At 57.5% G+C, this 18,355-nt stretch carries 23 protein-coding genes; 14 read left to right on the forward strand and 9 right to left on the reverse strand.

From position 1 onward, the window contains the following. Positions 1 to 91: 91 nt before the first annotated feature. The 7 genes from COMA2_RS13055 to COMA2_RS13080 all read right to left on the reverse strand — a co-directional run bounded on the left by COMA2_RS13055 (position 92) and on the right by COMA2_RS13080 (position 5,874). Complete coding sequence (locus COMA2_RS13055) at positions 92 to 1,228, reverse strand: Fic family protein (RefSeq protein ID WP_090898897.1); 1,137 nt, start codon at positions 1,226 to 1,228, stop codon at positions 92 to 94. A 291-nt stretch (positions 1,229 to 1,519) separates the two neighbouring features. Further along, positions 1,520 to 1,648: a hypothetical protein gene (locus tag COMA2_RS20925; RefSeq protein WP_281176444.1), complete on the reverse strand. Its 129-nt coding sequence runs from the start codon at positions 1,646 to 1,648 to the stop codon at positions 1,520 to 1,522. A 22-nt stretch (positions 1,649 to 1,670) separates the two neighbouring features. Next, the gene (locus tag COMA2_RS13060) at positions 1,671 to 3,098 is read right to left on the reverse strand and encodes a pentapeptide repeat-containing protein (protein WP_090898901.1); all 1,428 of its coding nucleotides are present in this window, start codon (positions 3,096 to 3,098) and stop codon (positions 1,671 to 1,673) included. Positions 3,099 to 3,345: 247 nt separating this feature from the next. Continuing rightward, positions 3,346 to 3,819 carry a c-type cytochrome gene (locus tag COMA2_RS13065; protein ID WP_175304589.1) on the reverse strand — a complete coding sequence of 158 codons (474 nt, stop codon included), beginning with the start codon at positions 3,817 to 3,819 and terminating at the stop codon, positions 3,346 to 3,348. A gap of 4 nt (positions 3,820 to 3,823) precedes the next feature. Continuing rightward, a complete protein-coding gene (locus COMA2_RS21340; RefSeq protein WP_090898907.1) occupies positions 3,824 to 3,988 on the reverse strand; it encodes an FmdB family zinc ribbon protein in 165 nt (54 codons plus the stop codon). 20 nt (positions 3,989 to 4,008) lie between these two features. Further along, a complete protein-coding gene (locus tag COMA2_RS13075; RefSeq protein ID WP_175304590.1) occupies positions 4,009 to 4,872 on the reverse strand; it encodes a universal stress protein in 864 nt (287 codons plus the stop codon). 45 nt (positions 4,873 to 4,917) lie between these two features. Then, positions 4,918 to 5,874, reverse strand: a complete 957-nt coding sequence (locus tag COMA2_RS13080) for a magnesium transporter (protein WP_090898914.1) — start codon at positions 5,872 to 5,874, stop codon at positions 4,918 to 4,920. A gap of 460 nt (positions 5,875 to 6,334) precedes the next feature. On the opposite strand from COMA2_RS13080, the gene COMA2_RS13085 reads away from it, so the two are divergent. From COMA2_RS13085 to COMA2_RS13125, 8 genes are all read left to right on the forward strand, one after another. Then, a complete protein-coding gene (locus COMA2_RS13085; RefSeq protein ID WP_090898917.1) occupies positions 6,335 to 6,838 on the forward strand; it encodes a universal stress protein in 504 nt (167 codons plus the stop codon). A 24-nt stretch (positions 6,839 to 6,862) separates the two neighbouring features. Beyond that, positions 6,863 to 7,288: a cupredoxin domain-containing protein gene (locus COMA2_RS13090; RefSeq protein WP_090898920.1), complete on the forward strand. Its 426-nt coding sequence runs from the start codon at positions 6,863 to 6,865 to the stop codon at positions 7,286 to 7,288. Then, a complete protein-coding gene (locus tag COMA2_RS13095) occupies positions 7,285 to 8,241 on the forward strand; it encodes a universal stress protein (protein WP_175304591.1) in 957 nt (318 codons plus the stop codon). The genes COMA2_RS13090 and COMA2_RS13095 overlap by 4 nt, the downstream gene beginning before the upstream one ends. Positions 8,242 to 8,255: 14 nt before the next feature. Beyond that, positions 8,256 to 8,480 (forward strand): DUF2934 domain-containing protein, encoded by a 225-nt coding sequence (locus tag COMA2_RS13100; protein WP_090898925.1) that lies wholly within the window; start codon positions 8,256 to 8,258, stop codon positions 8,478 to 8,480. Continuing rightward, the gene (locus COMA2_RS13105) at positions 8,464 to 9,855 is read left to right on the forward strand and encodes a P-loop NTPase family protein (protein WP_090898928.1); all 1,392 of its coding nucleotides are present in this window, start codon (positions 8,464 to 8,466) and stop codon (positions 9,853 to 9,855) included. The genes COMA2_RS13100 and COMA2_RS13105 overlap by 17 nt, the downstream gene beginning before the upstream one ends. A gap of 105 nt (positions 9,856 to 9,960) precedes the next feature. Beyond that, positions 9,961 to 11,208, forward strand: coding sequence for a diphosphate--fructose-6-phosphate 1-phosphotransferase (pfp, locus tag COMA2_RS13110; RefSeq protein WP_090898930.1), 1,248 nt, complete (start codon positions 9,961 to 9,963; stop codon positions 11,206 to 11,208). A 231-nt stretch (positions 11,209 to 11,439) separates the two neighbouring features. Beyond that, entirely contained in the window at positions 11,440 to 12,297 is an 858-nt protein-coding gene (locus tag COMA2_RS13120) for a universal stress protein (protein WP_090898935.1), read from the forward strand. Positions 12,298 to 12,402: 105 nt separating this feature from the next. Next, positions 12,403 to 13,083, forward strand: a complete 681-nt coding sequence (locus COMA2_RS13125; RefSeq protein ID WP_090898938.1) for a MarR family winged helix-turn-helix transcriptional regulator — start codon at positions 12,403 to 12,405, stop codon at positions 13,081 to 13,083. Here COMA2_RS13125 and COMA2_RS13130 read toward each other — a convergent pair. Beyond that, the gene (locus COMA2_RS13130) at positions 13,069 to 13,665 is read right to left on the reverse strand and encodes a hypothetical protein (protein WP_090898941.1); all 597 of its coding nucleotides are present in this window, start codon (positions 13,663 to 13,665) and stop codon (positions 13,069 to 13,071) included. The genes COMA2_RS13125 and COMA2_RS13130 overlap by 15 nt on opposite strands. Positions 13,666 to 13,722: 57 nt before the next feature. Then, the gene (locus COMA2_RS13135) at positions 13,723 to 14,214 is read right to left on the reverse strand and encodes a hypothetical protein (RefSeq protein ID WP_090898944.1); all 492 of its coding nucleotides are present in this window, start codon (positions 14,212 to 14,214) and stop codon (positions 13,723 to 13,725) included. Positions 14,215 to 14,416: 202 nt separating this feature from the next. Between COMA2_RS13135 and COMA2_RS13140 the strand changes: the two genes are divergently transcribed. From COMA2_RS13140 to COMA2_RS13165, 6 genes are all read left to right on the forward strand, one after another. Then, the gene (locus COMA2_RS13140) at positions 14,417 to 14,842 is read left to right on the forward strand and encodes a rubrerythrin family protein (RefSeq protein ID WP_086416402.1); all 426 of its coding nucleotides are present in this window, start codon (positions 14,417 to 14,419) and stop codon (positions 14,840 to 14,842) included. A gap of 107 nt (positions 14,843 to 14,949) precedes the next feature. Further along, entirely contained in the window at positions 14,950 to 16,230 is a 1,281-nt protein-coding gene (locus tag COMA2_RS13145; protein ID WP_090898947.1) for a heterodisulfide reductase-related iron-sulfur binding cluster, read from the forward strand. A gap of 49 nt (positions 16,231 to 16,279) precedes the next feature. Further along, positions 16,280 to 16,870 (forward strand): DUF3501 family protein, encoded by a 591-nt coding sequence (locus COMA2_RS13150; protein ID WP_175304592.1) that lies wholly within the window; start codon positions 16,280 to 16,282, stop codon positions 16,868 to 16,870. A 12-nt stretch (positions 16,871 to 16,882) separates the two neighbouring features. Further along, positions 16,883 to 17,635, forward strand: coding sequence for a 6-carboxytetrahydropterin synthase (locus COMA2_RS20250; protein WP_175304593.1), 753 nt, complete (start codon positions 16,883 to 16,885; stop codon positions 17,633 to 17,635). Positions 17,636 to 17,831: 196 nt separating this feature from the next. Continuing rightward, positions 17,832 to 18,122 carry a BrnT family toxin gene (locus tag COMA2_RS21135; protein WP_090898950.1) on the forward strand — a complete coding sequence of 97 codons (291 nt, stop codon included), beginning with the start codon at positions 17,832 to 17,834 and terminating at the stop codon, positions 18,120 to 18,122. Further along, a complete protein-coding gene (locus tag COMA2_RS13165; protein WP_090898953.1) occupies positions 18,103 to 18,333 on the forward strand; it encodes a BrnA antitoxin family protein in 231 nt (76 codons plus the stop codon). The genes COMA2_RS21135 and COMA2_RS13165 overlap by 20 nt, the downstream gene beginning before the upstream one ends. Positions 18,334 to 18,355 lie beyond the last annotated feature (22 nt).

Raw genomic sequence — 18,355 nt, forward strand, 5'->3', positions numbered from 1 at the left:
TGGTGAAACCACCCGCCGGCATGTTCCGACATCTGTTCTAGAGTTCCGGGCTCTTCGAAGAGGTGCAATGGGACCAGGACGATGGAGTAGGTTACCGTCTGAACAGCCGCACATAGTCGTCGAAGATAAAGAGGCGGTTACGTCTCTGACCGGTGAACTCTTTCAAAATTCCGAGCTTGACGAAGTCGTCGATGAGCGCGGCGGCGGTGTTGGTTTCGGCTTTGATGAGGCCAGTCACCATCTTAATGGTGGTCACTGGAGACCTGTAGAGCGATAGCATGAGTGTCTGTGCATTGATCTGGCGGCGAGCATGGAACGTTGGCATGTGCTTGCGTTCGATGCGTTCTTTCAGCGCCAGAATATCCTTGAACACTTGGATGGAGAGGGCGGTCGTCTCTCGCATGCCAAATAGAAAGAACCGCAGCCACGGTTCTAACTTGTGTGTCGTTCGGACAGCCATCAGTTGATCGTAATACTCGCCCTTGTGACGCTCAAAGAAATCGGAGAGATACAGTGCGGGTTTCTGCAGAAGGTTGAAACCGACGAGATAGAGCACGATGAGCAGGCGGCCCAGTCTCCCATTTCCGTCAAGAAATGGATGGATAGTCTCGAACTGGTAATGTATGAGCGCAACTTTGATCAAGTGCGGAACATGAATTTGGTCGTTATGCATGAACTTTTCGAGATCGCTCATGAGGTCTGGCACATGTTGGTGGTGGGGGGGGATAAATGTGGCGTGCTTGAGACTGACGCCGATCCAGTTTTGGCTGGTGCGAAATTCTCCAGGCTGTTTGTGCTTCCCGCGCACACTTCGTAATAACATCGCATGGGTCTCCCGCAAGAGACGGTTGGATAGGGGAATACGGCTCAACTCTTCGATGGCAAAATTGATCGCTTCGATGTAGTTGTGTACCTCCTGCCAGTCATCTCGTTTTTCCGGATCAACATCGAGTTTGCCGACCAATGCCTCTTCAATATTCGTTTGCGTGCCCTCTATGCGGCTGGAGGTGGTGGCCTCCTTGGTGATGTGCATTCGGATGAAGAAATCGACGTCCGGGATGAGCTGAGAAAACGCGTTCAACTCTCCAATCCGACGATTAGCCTCTTCTAGGAGAGTGAGGATTTCCGGATTGGACACGATCCATTCCCGGTTAATCGAAGTGGGTAAAAAGCTCCGGTATTCGTATTGTTGTTCGGGCTCTCCTGCTTTGAATTCACTGATATTCATAGGTTTTCCGGCTTTGTCTTTCTGATTTGAACTAAGGCTCCTCGCTATGTCAAATAGACGGGGGTAATTTGATATAAACAATGGCGTATGTCAAATGCTCGAGCGGCCTTAGGAATGGGTTAATCCATCACTCGCTAGCTGACCAGCCCCTGTATTGAGAAGGCTTTTATTGCGATTTGATGGAAAGGTGGTTACGTGTGAGGTGCAAGTAGTGCCGGAACCACTGCGTCGCATGCTCCGCCACCTGTTCTCACGCACCTGGTTCTTCGCGGGCGCTGAAATATCCGATCTTCAGATGCGGGGGCCGAGGTTCTGCTTCCAGCCGGCCTCTCGTCGGTAACAGCCGATCTGCCAGCAGCCGATATCAAACACCTTGCGTCGGTCGTCCGCTTCCTCTTCGGTCAATAAGTCCAGCAGCAACGTGGCAAGTCCGTCGTTGTAATCATCGCACCTCTTTCTTAATAGAGCTGCAGGGAGCGGGACGATTGAGACCAGGCGGTAATTTGGTCCGTTCGTCGACGCAGGCGGCATTGAGTTGGGGCTGCGTGAGACCGATGACGGACGAGAGGTTGGCGCCCGTGAAGGTCGCGCGACGCAAGTCGGCTGAGTCCAGTCGAGCACCACTCAAATTGACGGAAACAAAGATGGCATCTTGCAGATTCGCGTCCTGAAGATTGGCGTGAGTCATGTTGGAGTGGCTGAAATTCGCCCCGCGAAGATCTGCGCCGACCCAATTGGCCGATTCCAGATGGGTCCTGTTGAATTGTGCAAACTGGAAAGAGGATTTCGGAGCGTAGATGTCGCTTAGATCGCCGTTCATGAAGTTGATGCGCAATCCCTTGGCCCCGATCAGGACCGCGCGATTGAGGTTCGCGTCCATGAGATTGGCCTCATCAAGGACGGCATGATGGAGAATAGCCATTCGAAGTTTCGCCGAGTGCAGATCCGCCTTGCCCAGAGCAGCTTCTTCGAGGTTGGCTCCTTCCAAGTCGGCGTCCTGCAGGTCTGCCCCCTGCAAGTCCGCGTACCGGAGATCTGCGCCGCGAAGAATCGCTCCCTTCAGGTTTGCGTCACGCAAATTCGTTTCGTCCAGATAGGCGCTTTCCATGTCGGCTTCGATGAGGCGGGCTCCTTCCAATTGCGCATGGTCCAGCAGCGCGCCATGAAGAGTAGCTCGATGCAGATTCGCATTGGTCAGGACGGAGCGGCGCAGGTCGGCGCCTGTCAGATCAGTATTTACCAGGATCGCACCTTTCAGGGTTGCTCCGTAAAAATACGCCTCGACGAAGTTGCCGTCGGTCAAGTCGGCAGAAGTGAGATCGGCACCCTCCAATTGCGCCCGCTCGAACGAGGCTTCGCGTAGTTTGGCGCCGACCAAGACTGCGTCAAAGAGCGCAGCTTCATCGCCGATGGCACGGGAGAGATTTGTTCCAGTGAACCGGGCACGGCGTAGATCGGCACCAGAGAGATTGCCGTCTTCGAGGACAGCTTTGGTGAGGTCAGCCCCGGCAAGGCTGGCCTGAGCGAGGTTGATCTTGGACAGTTTCGCCTGGCGCAGAACTGTGCCTTCCAGATCGGCCCGTTCGAGACTCGCTCCCGCGAGTATTGTCCGGCTCAGGTCCGCTTGGCAGAGCTCCATCCGCTTGGCATCCGGGTTGCCTCGATATTCCACCCATCGTTCGTGCGAACGCACGAGGGCTTCCAACATCTTGGCAGGGACGGACTTCTGTTTGTAAGGGCTCTTGCAGAGGGGAACCGCGAGCGACGTCGCGGTGGATGCAGATGAGCCTGCCGCCTCGGCCCATGAGGCGGGGAGTCCGATGAGGATGATCATTCCCGCAAAGACGGTCGATATGGAGAAACGCTTCATCTTGGGTCTCCTTCGATGTTAGATCTACGGTCGACTGTCCGGGCTAAGCGTGGCAAAGCCATGGAAATCCGAGCGGCATAGGCTCAAGCGCTCACAGGGACTCAGGAATCCGTCCACCTGCGCGGTTCGGCCGAGTTTGATGATCAAGCCGAGTGGGGCAGCGAATAGTGGCCAGAGTAATGGGAAGACCGCGTGCCTGAAACCGCTGAATATAGTTCTCTATGGCAAACAGAATCGTAGCATCACCTTAGTGGACCGATTGTTGCCCTTGTTGCGACAGAAGGCGAATGTACGCCACGGCGTCTTGCATTTCTCCGTCGGTGAGCTGGCCGCGCCAGGAATGCATCGGGCTGAAGACCACACCATGTTCGATGGTTCGCAGCAACTCTTCATCGGATTTCAGGAACGACCGAAAGCGCTGAAAATCGGTCGGTGGCACTTTCAAGGAAGCGGCGGCAGGTCCCTCGCCTCGACCGCTCGGTCCATGGCAGCTTTGACAATCCCGCTCGTACACGGCTTTCCCGCGCGTACGGTCTGGAGGATAGTCCTGGGCGTATATGGGGGACAGCAGCGCCAAGCTAATTGGAGCGAGAAAAACGCACAGCGTGTTCAAAAAGTTCGTCCAGCAAGGCCGCAGCGAGAGAAGGGCCGAGGCGTACCCTCTGGGGTACGTTGAGGCTCTGAACGATGCGAGAACGCCGCTGGCGGACTTTTTCAACACGCTGCTAACTCTTCTTCGTGGTGCGAGCGATGAATGGGCTGAACAGTTGCTGCAGTTTCTTGCTTCCGCATCCAGGACAAGCGACCTCGCCTGCAGCATGCTCTTTCAATGTTACCACGATCAATGATTCCTTCCCGCAATCGAGACACTTATAGTCATACATCGGCATGGTGTACACCCTTTCGACAATCAGCCGAAAATCATGAGTGGATAGGTCCCTTGGTGTAACAACGCATGGGATACGCTGCCGAGCACCATGCGGGTGATGCCGCGACGTCCACGGGATCCCGCGAGAATAAGGTCGGGATTCAAGGTTTTGGCTTCCTGAAGAATTGCCTCGACCGGGGTGCCTAACGTAGTCGCCACGCGGGTTTGGTAGCCATATGCTTTGAGCTTGGCGGCTATATCTTCAAGGAAGTCCTTCGCTTTGCCGAGGGAATGGGTTTCCATGTGCTCGGCCGAGACCGCATCGACCGGCCAGGGTGGCCTGGTATGGGGAAGAACGGTGAACAGCGTAATCGTGGGGGGATGGCGAAAGGGCTTCTGTTGAAGGAAGGAGAGCGCGTGGTCTGCATCATAGCTCCCTTGCAGGGGAAGCAAGATATGATGAAGCGCTTTCAAGGGGCCGGGAAGAATCAGTTTCGCGCCGGGCCCGAATGTCAGCACTCGGTGCGAGACACTTCCAACGAGCCGTTCTTTGACCGGTCCAAGGCCTCGGGCGCCCAACAGAATGAGATTTATTTTTTGCTGTTCAGCCAAGGCCACGATCTGATCCACCGGAGATCCGACGACCAAATGCTTCATCACCGGTCCGGCATCCAATGGGAGCAACGACACGATGCGATCCAATAAACGAGTTCCGTCATCGCGCATGTTGCGCTCAACCGTCTCGTACAGTTCTTGTGCCACTTCCGGCATCATCATGGGATAGGCTGGACTCGGGACATCGAGTATGTGCACGATGTGCAGTTTCTCGGCACGAGCCAGGTATTTCAAAGCGCGCACGGCTTCATACGAGTTGTCGGAACCATCGACTGCGAGCAAGATTTTCATAAGCATCCCTTTCTGTCACGGCCTTGCTGTCCGCTCACATATGAATCATAGGGGCAGCAAGGCCGTCGCAATCATCAGATAAATGCCCACGCTCAAAATGTCTTGCACAACGGTCGCCACCGGGCCGCTGGCTAGAGCCGGATCCGCCCCGAGACGCGCCAATCCCATGGGCAGGAGGCTGGCCATTATGGTGGCGACGACGGCAGTCACCCCCAGCGAGGCTCCCACGACCATCGCCAAGGCCGGATGTCCGTTCCAGAGCCACAATCCTCCGCTTGCCACGCTTGCGACGATCGCGCCGATGCATGCGCCGATCACGGATTCTTTCGCTAATTGTTCCCACAACGACACTTTTCCATAGGCCAACCGACGCACTAAGACCGTTTCCGTTTGGGTGCCGACGGCATCGGCCATATACACGATCAAGGGAAGAAAGAACGCGAGGGCCACTTCGTTCTTCAGCGAGGTTTCGTACGCCGAGGCCACGCCACTGGCCAAGAATCCTCCGCCCAGGCCGACCATCAACCATGGAAGACGCGAGCGCACAGCGGTGAGCGTCTGTTGCGCGGTGAGCGACAAATGGAGATGGTCCATTCGGCTTACGCCGCCCATTCGCAAGAAATTGTCCACATGTTCCTCATGCAGCAGGGCCAAGAGCCTTCCGATCGGAATGGCGCCCAACAACCGGCGACGGTTGTCGATGACGGCCACATCGGCGTCATGCCGTTCGACCGCGCGCAGCGCGACTGTCTCGGCCGCATCGTCAGGAAAGACTTCGATTGGAGGGGAGCCTTCGAGTTCCGCTAGGTAGGTCTGTTCCTTCGCCTGGAGCAGTCGCTCGATCGGAACCTGGCCGACGAGCGTGGCTTGATCATCAACAAGGTAGATATGCCCCACCTCGTCCCATGTATGGTCTCGAAGCGCCGCGACCATGTCTCCCACTGTGCGGTGTCTGTCGCTTCGGGGAATGTTCAGGGTCATCAGGTCTGCGGCAGTCGCCATCCCGCTCCTTCTAGTTTACCGACAATCTGCAGGGCAGAAGAAGACAAAATAGATCACGATCGCCAGGCCCAATCCTACTGCTCCCATGAGGAGCCACTGCGCGCGTGTCATTCTTCTTCCCCTCGATAGATGCTCTTCAGCAAGTCCAATGCCGTCCTAGGCGGGAAACGTGAAACGTGAAATGTGAAAGGAATCCGGGGCGGTTTAGAGACACTTGTTTCTCGCCTCAACTTTTCACTTCTCACGCGTCACATCCTATGGCGCCTTCTGCCACAGGGAGCGAATGGCTGCTGTAGCAGGGAGCCCCTGCTTCCAGACGTGGCTCCATAGCCAGTAGCTGATCACGAAAGGAACCAACTGCAAATCAGTGGTTTCTCCAACCTCTTCATTATCTCCGGAAGCTCTTCGTGGGTGGCATCGCCCTTGCTCAAGCTCAAATCGTAGGTCAGGAGGATCGTGCATGGAATATGAGAGAGATCTCTTCAAGGCCATTCTGGTTCCTGTGGACTTCTCCCCCTGTTCAGACGAAGCATTCAGGGTTGCCTGTCAGGTCGCGCGGCTGTGTGGGGCGAGACTGCTTGTTCTGCACGTGATCGACACCAGCGCGCTTGCCGCATTCAATCGATTGGGTTTGCTGGCTGTTCCGTCCGATGCCGCGCCACAGCGCCGCCGTTTACGCCATCATGCGCGTCTAAACGTGAGGCAGTTGTTGGAGTCGAAAGTAGCCCTGGATGTGAAGATCACACGCCTGATCGTGGAGGGAGCGCCCTTTGTCGAGATCGCCAAAGTTGCGCGCACGGGGGATATCGATCTGGTCGTGATCGGAAGTTACGGCGGCCGGTCCGGCAGCGTGGACAAGATTTTCTTCGGCAGCACGGCGGAAAAAGTCGTTCGCACGGCCGGATGTCCCGTCTTGACCGTGCCGCTTCCCACATCCGCCCCACGGCAAAAATCAACGCGTTGACGAACAGAGAGAGGAGAGCATGATATGAGAGGAAATCAGGTTCGGTGGCGGAGCGTGGGGATGGTTCTATCCATGACGTGTCTGGCCTGGATCTATGGCGCAACCCTGCTGGCGCAATCGGAACAAACGGTGGAGGTGACGATCAAGGATTTTCGTTTCGTGACGAAGCAAAGCTCGTTGCGCTTGGGGTTTCCCACGGTCATCAAGGTGCGGAATGAAGACGCGGAGCGACATGATTTCAGCTCGACCATGTTCGAAGGGATTCCGACGCAGATTGAAAAAGACGGGGTGATCGTGTATGGACGCGGGGTGGGGGGTGTCTTTCTCGATCCGAAACGGGACGCCACGATCCGATTCGACATGACGCGACCAGGCAGGCACGTCTTTCGATGCTCGATTCACCCGACGATGAGCGGAGAGTTGCTTCTATTGAACGCAGAGGCGGTGTGACTGTGCCTGCAGGGGGATTGAGCATTCTCTTTGCCACCGACGGGTCACAGGGATCGGCGCGGGCAGAGGCCTATGCCTGTGCGCTCGCCCGATCGTGGGGGGCCTCGCTGACCGTGATGAGCGTGCTGGAGTTTCCGCCGGGGATGAACCCGGACTATGCGGTGAATCGATTGTACCTCGATGAATTGATGCAGGAAACAACGACCAGACTGGTGGATGTCACAGCACGGGCGCGTAGCCTCGGGCTATCAGTCCGGTCGCGCATCGCAACCGGAATCCCGAGTAAAGAAGTCATAGCCGTCGCAGGGGCTGAAGAAGCGGATCTGATCGTGGTTGGAACGAGAGGCAAGACCGGTCTTGAGCACGTTTTGCTGGGAAGCACCGCTGAGCGAATCATTCGGACGGCGCCCTGCGCCGTGTTGACGGTCCCGGCGGCGAAAGAGCGGGCAGAGGACAATCTGAAAGTCTCGGTCACGAGAATGCTCGTGCCCGTCGATTTCTCAGAGTGCTCTCTTGGCGCGCTGGAATATGGAGCGTTGATCGCGCAACGGGCGAACCTCTCCATGACGCTTCTTCACGTACTCGAACCGGTGTCGTACGGGTTGGACTTTACGCTGCCCCATATGGCCCAGCGGGAATCGAGCAAGACAGCCATCACGAAACGGTTATCGGATCTCGTCTCCGCGCTCACGTCCCTCGGTCTTGCGTCCGACTGCCGGATGGCGGGGGGGCTGCCGGTCGATTCCATCCTTGATGCGGCTCGAGCTCAATCGGTTGACATGATTGTGATGGGGACGCATGGCCGCCGGGGGTTGTCTCATGCGTTGTTCGGCAGTGTCGCGGAGTCCGTCCTGCGGAGATCCTCGTGCCCTGTTCTCACCGTGCGGAGCCCGAAGTTCCCGCCAGACCATCGTCGTGTCTTCTCGGGACTATCAATGCCGACCAATGTTTAACCCAGGAGCAAGTCATGCGAACGCGAAAAACAACAACCGGTAAAGCGAAAGGCCGAGTCGCCCCCAAGATCGGTCGAGCCGCGAAACCCATTGAACGACCGGACGGCATGTGGGAACGGATCTCGCAGAAAGCGTATGAATTGTGGGAACGGCGCGGCCGTCAAGAGGGCAACGCGTTTCGAGACTGGCTTGATGCCGAGGCAATCGTCATGGAAGAAATACATGAAGCTCGCGAGTGAACAAGCAACGGGGTTCTGGACTCCCCGGCCCGCGCCTCTTGACGCGCTCCTCGCGCGCTTGGAACGCCTCTCCCTCAAGCCTGAATTTCGAATGCAACGCGAGGTGGCCTACGCACGCGCGCTCAACTCGTATTTGGAAGGCGGAGCAGGGCGAATCGTCGCGCCGCTGGAGCAGGAAGTGGAACTCGCGAAACTGTACCTCTTCTGCGACTACTATCCTGAAGACGGGCAATTGACGCTGATCGAACAGTTGCGGGACGTCATCACCGAACATATCCCCGAAGAGGAGCGCCGGTGGCTCGATCCCTTGAAACATTCTTATCTCGACATGCTGGAACCGACCTCCCCGCCGAGGCCCGGGGAACAGCTCACCGTGCGATCGCTCGGAGATCGAACCGCATTTGTGGTTCCCGGTCATGAATCCATCAGCGACCTTGCGGCCGGCCAGGTGTTGCTGACCCGCCTCGTCGTCGCTCCGGACGGCGGCGGATCAGGCAACGCGGTGTGGGCGGGCTGCGGAATCGTCTTGTCTCAGGCCGATGCGAAGGCGCTGATCGAGATGACCGCGGAATGGCGCCGAGACATGGAGATGACCACCGGATCCTTTGCGTTAGGGGAGTGGAGGGAGTTTACCAAGCGTTTCGGGTATATGTTTCTCTGGGCATTCGCGCGGCTCCGCACGGACGCGTTGGTGGACGCCGTCGTCCATATTCGTTATCGCCGCCCCGATGGCCGGCCCTATCTCTATGCGGTGGCCCTGTACGATCACCATGAGTATCGGTTCTTCGGCGATGGGTTGTCCGAGATGAGCGAGTTTGCATCAGAGCAGGTGGCGCCGCAGTCCGGCGGACAAGGCCAGAGCGACGAAATCCCTCCGGCTCGCACATGGGTCCAGCGGGATTTGAGCGGCGGGACCGACGCGATCGTCGCGAAGGTGACACTGACGTCGTCTCAGCTCATCGTGGAATGCGATAGCCCGGCGCGACTCGACCAAATCAAGCATCGACTCGCGGCCTCTTTTGGATTCTCACTGCATTTCCGCAGTGAGACGCTCGTGCCACCCGCGCGGAAATTATCGATAGCCGAACTCATGTCCGATGAGCCGCCGCCGGTGGTCGTGCCGCCGGAGGAAGACCGGACGCTGCTCAACCAATTCCTGGAAAAAGCCTACTTGGAATGGTCGGATCAGCCCCACCTCGCGCTCGGCGGGCAGACGCCACGCCATGCCGCCGCATCCGCCGCCACGCGCGGCAAGGTCGGTGCCCTCATTGATGAAATGGCCCAGCATGATCCGGGCCGTCAGCGATGTGGCCGACCGGCGTTCGAGTACAACCGTCTTCGCGCCCATGTGGGCCTGGAAGACCTGCCGGAGTAATTCAAGCCGTACCCCTTGCCTCTCGACGAGATGGAGTATACAACCATGCCGCAGATCATGAAAAAGCCGGGAGACCGGTGGAACCCTCTGTAGGGAGAGCAATCGATGACGGATCAGCGAACGACGGTCGGCATTCTTGTCGGCGGCGGGCCCGCGCCCGGAATCAATAGCGTGATCAACGCGGCGACGATCCGCAGCATCCTCGGCGGCGCGGATGTGCTCGGAATCATCGATGGGTTCAAATGGCTCATGGAAGGGGGCACGGGACAGGTCCGGCCGCTGTCGATCGAAGACGTCAGCCGGATCCATTTTCGAGGAGGGTCCTACCTGGGTACGTCGCGCGCGAACCCGACGAAAAGTACAGAGCTGCTCGACAATGTCTTGTTCGGACTGTCGAGCCTCGGAATCACTCGGTTGGTGACAATCGGCGGAGACGACACCGCGTTTTCAGCGATGAAGTTGGAGGAACGGTCTAACGGTCGACTACAAGTCGTCCATGTTCCCAAGACGATCGACAACGACCTGGATCTTCCTTTTGGAATTCCGACGTTCGGGTTTCAAACGGCCCGTCACATCGGCGTTGAAATCGTGAAGAATCTCATGGTCGATGCCCGCGCCACAACGCGGTGGTATTTGGTCGTGACCATGGGGCGCAAGGCCGGCCACCTGGCCTTGGGCATCGGCAAGGCGGCCGGCGCCACCCTGACGATCGTTCCGGAGGAGTTTCGAGACCGGCCGGTCGGACTTCAATGGGTCGTGGATCTCTTGATGGGAGCCATAATCAAGCGGCTTGAACATGGTCGGGCCGATGGAGTCGCGGTGCTGGCCGAAGGGCTGATCGAAATCATTGATCCTCGAGATCTTGGTGGATTAGAGCATGTCGAACGAGACGAACACGGCCATCTACGAATGAGCGAGATAGACATCGGTGACGTGCTGCGGCGTGAGCTGACGAAGCAGCTCCGTCAGTTGGGGCTTGCCGTCAGTCTGGTGGCGAAGAACGTGGGGTATGAGCTCCGTTGCGCCGACCCAATTCCATACGATATCGAATACACGCGCGATCTCGGCTATTGCGCCGCTCAGTACCTGCTCGACGGCGGGACATCGGCCATGGTCTCGATTCAAAACGGACGGTTCACTCCGATCCCATTCACGCAGATGGTGGATTCCTCCACCGGACGGACCAAAGTGAGGATGGTGGATATCGAATCCCAGTCCTACCAGATCGCCCGGCAATACATGATTCGACTCACGGAAGCCGACGTGAACAATCAGGACGCGCTGGGCCGCTATGCCGCTTTGACAGGCCTGTCTCCGGAGGCGTTTCGAGAACGGTTCGGCACCGTCTGTTGAACAACATGGATCGAGCCCACATTATTCATGAACACTTCGGCTGCAATCGCCGATCCGCTGTTCCGACGAGCCTGCGGCTGGCGGGCTCGTCCCTCGGACCCTCGACGTACTGCACGAGTATGCCTCAGGTCCTCTGGGCTCCGCGCGCCGGTCTCACGACGCGGCTTGGCGATTTCGCGACGAACTGTCATGAATAATGTGGGCTAACTCGTCGAACAAAGGATATCCGATATGAAGATTCTCGCGGCAACTGATGGATCGAAACATGGCAAGTGGGCGATCGAATGGTTGGCGGCAATGCCGTTCGCGGTGCAGCCGGTCGTGCGTGTGCTGCATGTCGTCGATGTGGCGAGCCTTCGGGCTCCCTTCCTGATCCAACCGATGATCGTCGGGACTGAACGGTACATTCAGTCCGAAGTCAAGCGGATGGAAGCGGCGGCCAAGTCCACCCAAAAAGAGTCGGAGGGTTTGTTGTCGACGCTCGGCTTGAGCGGGACCGTGACGACCGACCAGGGCGGGGTGGCAGCCACGATTATGAAGCATGCGCAGCGTGGGGTCGGACTCCTGTCGATCGGGGCTCGAGGCTTGGATGCCTTGGATCGATTCATGCTGGGGAGCATTTCGAATCATGCCATCCACCATGCTCCTTGCTCGGTACTGGTGGTGAAAGAGTCCCCTCGCCCCGTCCGGCATATGATGCTGGCAGTCGATGGGTCCGCTGCGTCGAATAAGGCGGTCAAGTTTCTTCTTCGCACAGTCAATCCGATACCTGATGGTCCGGATCGCGAACCGGTCATGGTGACCGTGATGCACGCGGTGCCCTACTTTAAGTATCCGGAAGTGAAAGAAACCGGGAAAACACTGGTGCAGCGCTACGGAGATAAGCTTGCGAAATCAGGCTTCCAGATACGTGAAGCCTTACGGCTGGGGAAATCGGCGGACGAAATTCTAGCCGTGGCCAAAAAAGAGAAGGTCGATCTCATTGTAACCGGAGCGAAAGGGTTGGGTGCGATCCGCCGCGTGCTGCTTGGCAGCGTGTCAACCCGGGTGGTGCAGCATGCCCACTGTGGAGTGCTGGTGGTCCGCTGAACATCAAAAGTAGGGGGTGGCCCATGGCGGGCCGAACAGGCTTGACGGACGGGAAGAAGGCGCAATAGACTGACACCCTCTCGGGTCAACAAGAGAGGAAAACGTATGACCGCCTTAATGAAGATCGATCAAGAGTCGCTCCCAGATCGTTTGGTGACAGGGCTTTCAAAAATCGGGCTGGCGATGAAGAGCCGTGCCTGGCGGCGGAAGGGACGGCAAGGCATTGGTCCCTTGCAAATCCAAGTGCTGACATTTCTCCGCTCTCGGCCGAATCATTCGGCTACCGTCTCGACGATTGCCCGTGAACTCTCGGTGAAGCTGCCGACTGCTTCTGAAGTCATCCGGACGCTCGAGGGTAAGCGATTGGTCCGCCGGCGCCGTCGGGAGATCGATAACCGCGTCGTGACGGTTCACCTCACGTCCCTTGGGGCGAAGGCAGGTCATGTGGAAAACCGATGGCCCGAGATTCTGGCCTCTGCGACCGAGAATTTGTCGGTGCAGGAGCAGGTCGCTCTTCTTGGCTCGCTCGTGAAGTTGATTCGCGCGCTTCAATTGCAAGGAGAAATTCCCATTGCGCGCATGTGCGTCTCCTGCGAGCATTTCCGCCCGCATGCCTATGCGGGATCGGACCAGCCGCATCATTGCGACTTCTATAATGTTGCGTTCGGAGATCGAGCCTTCCGCCTTGATTGCCCTGAGTACGTGGAAGCCCTGGCGGAAGATCCGAGCAAAAAGACTGATTCTCGCACAGCTGAGACCATGGCCCAAGGCTTAGCGGCCGGTTGACGGCGTATCCTTATCATGGGACGGTCTCTGTAACGGCTGCTCTGTTCGCCCGAGGTAGATTGCTCCGTCCTCCTCGATCTGTCTCATTAAGTCTTCCAATGCTCCCCGGAGCGCGGTTTCAATGGGGTCGCGGTCCGATGCTGTGACCCACCGCGCTGATGATCCCGCTGCCGTGTGCTCGGCACGATAGGATTTGATAAGCCGGGCGTCTTCGCTGACCTCTGCCTGTAACAGGATTCGATAATGATAGAGGCCGCTGCGAGATGTCAGTCTCAATTTCGTGGCCACACGAAGCGTCAAGTCGGCTGGGTCAGGCGAGACTGAAGTGAAAGTGCCTCGTTGTTGCAGGTATCGGAAGACCGCCTGTTTCAGGTCAAGATGCGACCATTCGAGCAAAGCGATGCCTGGCCGATGGTCCGCGCCTTCCATCGCAATCGGACTGATCACGGGCTGAACGGTTCGATGGATAGTGATGGACGACACGCCGATGGGAAGAGGCCGCACTTGGATCCGATGGACACATCCCGCCTCTGCAACGCAGAGGACCAGTAGGAGCATGGTGAACGGTATCGAGTGGGTCATTCGAATCAAGGGATGGCCGTCGTCAAGGCCTCCTCATAGCGCGCTCATTCGCAACGATCAGCGAGTCGAGTCGGGAGAGGGCTCTGACAGCATCTCCAAGTCTTTCAACGCTCGAGCAGCCTGTTCTTGGTAGGTCCGTTCCGTCGGATCGGTGTAGGTATCGACCACACGTTGATAGGATGCACGGGCTTTCTCCGGCTGCTGCTTGATCGCGAAATATTGTCCCAACGCAATCCAGTTCTGAGCGGCCGTTCCTCGAGCCGTTTTCATCAGCGCGAACTCCCGCTCGACCTGCGACGTCCCCTGCAACCGACCCTGTTTCCTGACGGTGTCCGCCATCTGGTCGGCCATGGCTTCGATCTGTTCGTTTTCATGAACCGCCGCGGCCACTCGATTGGCCTTCAGGTGCGTGTAGAAGGTCTCGACGTGGTCCTTCATGACCTCCGCTCGTCGTTGATAGGTGTCTGTCGCGCAACCGGCCAGAAGGAGGACAAACAATGAGATGGCACCTGTCGTTCGGTAGAAGACGTGGCGACTGGAAATCTTCATATGGTTCCTCTGCGGATAAGAGTCCTCGTATGTCTGCCCTGCGAGAGTGTAACATACCTCAGCCGCGCGAACACGAACTGGACCGGGTGGCACGAAGCCCCTTGAACCTCCGACGACGGCTGCGCTATCTTAGTTGCCGGTTTGCTAGCGATGAAATCTCGGCGGGGGTAAGGGTGGGCCTTCGAACAACGAGGAGGATGACATGGGAAAGAGCTTAAAAGGAACCAAGAGTCACGACAATCTGAAACACGCGTTTGCCGGCGAGTCACAGGCTAATCGCCGGTATCTGTATTTCGCACGGAGGGCGGATATTGAAGGCTATCCGGACGTCGGTGGGCTCTTCCGGGACACATCGGAAGCGGAAACGGGCCATGCCTTTGGGCACCTGGACTTCTTGAAAGAAGTGGGAGATCCGGCGACGGGCGTGCCGATGGGCAACACGGACGCGAATCTCAAGTCCGCCATCGAGGGCGAAACGTACGAATATACGCAGATGTATCCCGGAATGGCGAAGACCGCCCGCGACGAAGGCTTTCCCGAGCTGGCCGAGTGGTTTGAGACTTTGGCGAAGGCCGAACGGTCCCATGCCAATCGGTTTCAGAAGGGATTGGATACTCTGAAGAGCTAACGCGCGCGTATCGGTTCACGTTCAGCGGTCAGTTTTTGGCGACGCGACTGGAATCCGTCGGCGAAGGCTGGCCGCTGGTCATTTTTGGAAAGAGGAATGAGAGAGGAATGAAAGGTCTCAGCCTCATCACCCCGATCGATCCCACGCAGTTGGAGAAGGAAACGCTGCGGATCTATGAGGTCTGTGACGGTTGCCGGCGCTGCTTCAATCTCTGCCCTTCGTTCAACACGCTCTTGGATCGGATCGATGTGTGCGAGAGTGACGTGGCCAAGCTGACCCCGGCCGATCACCATCAAGTCGTCGACGAATGCTACTACTGCAAGCTCTGTTTCAACCATTGCCCCTATACTCCGCCGCATCAATACGAAATCGACTTCCCGCACTTGATGGTCGCCTGGAAGAAGCGTCTTGCGGCGGAGCGCGGCGTGCGGTGGCGAGATCGCCTGTTGATCATGACGGATGCGATCGGAAGACTTGGCAGCGCCACCGCCTCGCTTACGAACAGTTTGTTGGAGAACAGGCTTGTGCGCCGTTTTCTGGAACGAGTCATGGGGATTCATCGGGACCGCCGGCTCCTGCATTTTTCAGGAGAGACGTTTCCCCGCTGGTTCAGTCGTCGAACCAAACCGGCCACAACGGATCCACCCGTCCGCAAGGTCGCCCTCTTTGCCAGTTGTCTCGTGAACTTTCAGACGACCGACGTCGGCAAGGCAACCGTGCAAGTGCTGGAGAAGAACGGAGTCCAGGTGGTGGTTCCGGAGCAGCGCTGTTGCGGGATGCCCAGCTTCGATATTGGGGATATCCAGGCGATTCAACAGGCTGCCCGCAGCAACGTCGCGTCATTGTACCCATTGGTCGCCGAAGGATACGATGTGGTGGTTCCGACCGCCAGTTGCAGCTTGATGTTGAAACGCGAATATCCGGAACTCTCTCGCGATGAGAAAACGAAGCGGGTCGCGGAGCGGACCTTCGATGTCTGTGAATATCTGATGGCCATGAAAAAAACCGGCCAGTTGGCGACCGATTTCACGCAGAATCCAGGGCGAGTCGCCTATCAGATTCCCTGCCACCTGAGGGATCAAAATATCGGGTTTAAATCCAGAGAGCTCATGGAGTGCGCCGGCGCCCAAGTCGAGGTAATCGAACAGTGTTCGGGGCATGACGGCGCTTGGTCGGCCAAGACGGAGTTCTTCCAGCTTTCGATGAAGATCGCCGGGAAGGCCATGCGAACAGTCGAGCGCACGCCGGCGGATCTCATCGCGTCGGACTGTCCCCTGGCCGGATTGCAGTTGGATCAGGCCGGCGCGTCGGACCATGTGGGAGGGCGGAGCACGCTGCATCCGATTCAGATCGTCCGTGATGCCTATGGGTTGCCACGACGACCATGAGACCGGAGTCAGCTTCACGCCGGACGAATCACGAGAGAGGGGACTTTCGGTGAAAGCAATCGCTCCAGAAGATATCATATCGCACCAGGAATATGAGCGGCAGCGCGAGGCCTTTCGAGCGAAGATCATCGCGCTGAAGCAGCGGCGGCGCCTGTCGGTCGGCTCCTGTATTACGATGGTATTCGAGAATCGTGAAACGGTGCGGTTCCAAATTCAGGAGATGATCCGCGTCGAGCGGATTTTCGATCCGGTCAAGGTTCAGGATGAACTGGATGTGTACAATGCCCTTCTGCCGGATTCGGGCGAATTGAGCGCAACCCTGTTGATCGAGATCACTCAGGACGCGATGATCAAGGAACGGCTCGATCAGTTCATGGGGCTGGATCACGGAGAAAAAGTAGCCATTGTCGCCGGCGGCGAGGAAGTATTCGGCGAATTTGAAGGCGGCCGGAGCCATGAGACCAAAATCAGCGCGGTCCATTTCGTAAAGTTTCGACCGACCGCATCCATGACCAAGACCTTTGCGGATCTCAGTCGACCTGTTACAATCCGTGTCGCCCATGGCGACTATCGAGAAGAAACGCCTGTATCCGGCACGATGCGCGAAGAGTGGCTTGCCGACTTAAAGGGCGGTGCGTAGCACCGGAAAACCATGCCCCCTGTCTTGTTGACGAAACGGATTGAATTCGCCGCCGCGCACCGCTATATGCGGCCGGAATGGGATGATGCAAAGAATCGCACGGTATTTGGGCGTTGCTACAATCCTCCCGCGCATGGGCATAACTACCTGCTCGAACTCACCGTCTCCGGTGAAATAGACCCGAAGACCGGCATGGTCGTGAATCTGTTCGATCTCAAGCAGGTGCTTCTGAACGTGATCGAAGAGTTCGATCACAAGAACCTGAACCTGGACATGCCCTACTTCAAAGACCGGATTCCGACCTCCGAAAATTTCGCACACGTGTTGTGGACGAAGTTGGCTGCTCAACGGGATATCGGCACCCTCCATACCCTTCGGCTCTGTGAGGACGAAGATCTCTATGCCGAAGTCACCGTAGCCGACGGGCCGGACGCCGCTGCGGTCTCAAAACGATATTCGTTCAACGCGATCCACGAAAGCCATCAGGGGCGAGATTGGGACTGCTACGTGACGGTTCGCGGGACGATCGATCCCGCGACGGGCATGGTGACCGATATCGGAGCATTGGATCGATTGGCGGCAGACCGGATCATCAAGCCGTTTGACCGGCAGGATCTCCGACAGGTGCTTGGCTCGGAAACGGTGAGGGGAGAAGCCCTCGCCAAGACCATCTGGGACCGCCTCGCCGGGCATGTTTCAGGCGGAACACTCCACAACGTCCGCCTCGTCCAAACCCGTGACCTCTCGTTCGACTACGCAGGGTAAGCAAGAAGCCTTTGCCTCTTTCTTCTTTTTCATCTGTGCTTTCCGCATTGGCGTACGTGCCTATTGCGTCAGTCATCTACTACGAGCCGGACCGGCATCGAGTAACCCACTCACCTCGGCGAAAGTTCGCACGTCCGGACGACCATCAGCGCCGGATTCTTGCGTATGACAGAAGACTTCCTGTATATACAGGTATGTGTTCACCTGGGATATCGGCAAGGCGATCTCAAATTTCGAGAAGCATGGTGTCCCATTCGAAGAAGCGACCACAATTTTCGGCGATCCAAATGCTATGGACGGGGAGGATCCCGCTCACTCATTGCACGAACTTCGCCGCCAGCGCATAGGTCGTTCGGTGGCGGGGCGAATTCTGTTCGTGGCGTACACGGTACGGAGGTCAGATCATGAGAAGCCAACGATCCGCATCATCAGCGCGAGGCAGTCGAGTCGCAAGGAGCGCCAAGCATATGCCCGACTCGCAGATTGATTTTTCCGATATCCCTGAGGCTACCAATGAGCAGCTGCGGCGCATGCGTAGAGTCGGGAGACCGACCAGCGGCGTGGCCAAACAGCTGATTGCCATTCGGATATCCCCCACATTGCTCAATCAGCTGAGGAAGATGGCGGCAAAGCGCCGGAAGCCCTACCAAACCTTGATCCATGAGTTGCTCGAAAAGGCCGCGTCCCACGCGGCGTAGCGCAGGGGTGAGCCCTAAGCAA

Source organism: Candidatus Nitrospira nitrificans (assembly GCF_001458775.1).
Classification (GTDB): Bacteria; Nitrospirota; Nitrospiria; order Nitrospirales; family Nitrospiraceae; genus Nitrospira_D; species Nitrospira_D nitrificans.

Excerpts from the sequence above, each read along its gene's own strand:
- COMA2_RS13055 (WP_090898897.1), bottom strand. The coding sequence starts at position 1,228 with ATGAATATCAGTGAATTCAAAGCAGGAGAGCCCGAACAACAATACGAA.
- COMA2_RS13060 (WP_090898901.1), bottom strand. The coding sequence starts at position 3,098 with ATGAAGCGTTTCTCCATATCGACCGTCTTTGCGGGAATGATCATCCTC.
- COMA2_RS21340 (WP_090898907.1), bottom strand. The coding sequence starts at position 3,988 with ATGCCGATGTATGACTATAAGTGTCTCGATTGCGGGAAGGAATCATTG.
- COMA2_RS13075 (WP_175304590.1), bottom strand. The coding sequence starts at position 4,872 with ATGAAAATCTTGCTCGCAGTCGATGGTTCCGACAACTCGTATGAAGCC.
- COMA2_RS13080 (WP_090898914.1), bottom strand. The coding sequence starts at position 5,874 with ATGGCGACTGCCGCAGACCTGATGACCCTGAACATTCCCCGAAGCGAC.
- COMA2_RS13085 (WP_090898917.1), top strand. The coding sequence starts at position 6,335 with ATGGAATATGAGAGAGATCTCTTCAAGGCCATTCTGGTTCCTGTGGAC.
- COMA2_RS13090 (WP_090898920.1), top strand. The coding sequence starts at position 6,863 with ATGAGAGGAAATCAGGTTCGGTGGCGGAGCGTGGGGATGGTTCTATCC.
- COMA2_RS13100 (WP_090898925.1), top strand. The coding sequence starts at position 8,256 with ATGCGAACGCGAAAAACAACAACCGGTAAAGCGAAAGGCCGAGTCGCC.
- COMA2_RS13105 (WP_090898928.1), top strand. The coding sequence starts at position 8,464 with ATGAAGCTCGCGAGTGAACAAGCAACGGGGTTCTGGACTCCCCGGCCC.
- pfp (WP_090898930.1), top strand. The coding sequence starts at position 9,961 with ATGACGGATCAGCGAACGACGGTCGGCATTCTTGTCGGCGGCGGGCCC.
- COMA2_RS13120 (WP_090898935.1), top strand. The coding sequence starts at position 11,440 with ATGAAGATTCTCGCGGCAACTGATGGATCGAAACATGGCAAGTGGGCG.
- COMA2_RS13125 (WP_090898938.1), top strand. The coding sequence starts at position 12,403 with ATGACCGCCTTAATGAAGATCGATCAAGAGTCGCTCCCAGATCGTTTG.
- COMA2_RS13130 (WP_090898941.1), bottom strand. The coding sequence starts at position 13,665 with ATGACCCACTCGATACCGTTCACCATGCTCCTACTGGTCCTCTGCGTT.
- COMA2_RS13135 (WP_090898944.1), bottom strand. The coding sequence starts at position 14,214 with ATGAAGATTTCCAGTCGCCACGTCTTCTACCGAACGACAGGTGCCATC.
- COMA2_RS13140 (WP_086416402.1), top strand. The coding sequence starts at position 14,417 with ATGGGAAAGAGCTTAAAAGGAACCAAGAGTCACGACAATCTGAAACAC.
- COMA2_RS13145 (WP_090898947.1), top strand. The coding sequence starts at position 14,950 with ATGAAAGGTCTCAGCCTCATCACCCCGATCGATCCCACGCAGTTGGAG.
- COMA2_RS20250 (WP_175304593.1), top strand. The coding sequence starts at position 16,883 with ATGCCCCCTGTCTTGTTGACGAAACGGATTGAATTCGCCGCCGCGCAC.
- COMA2_RS13165 (WP_090898953.1), top strand. The coding sequence starts at position 18,103 with ATGCCCGACTCGCAGATTGATTTTTCCGATATCCCTGAGGCTACCAAT.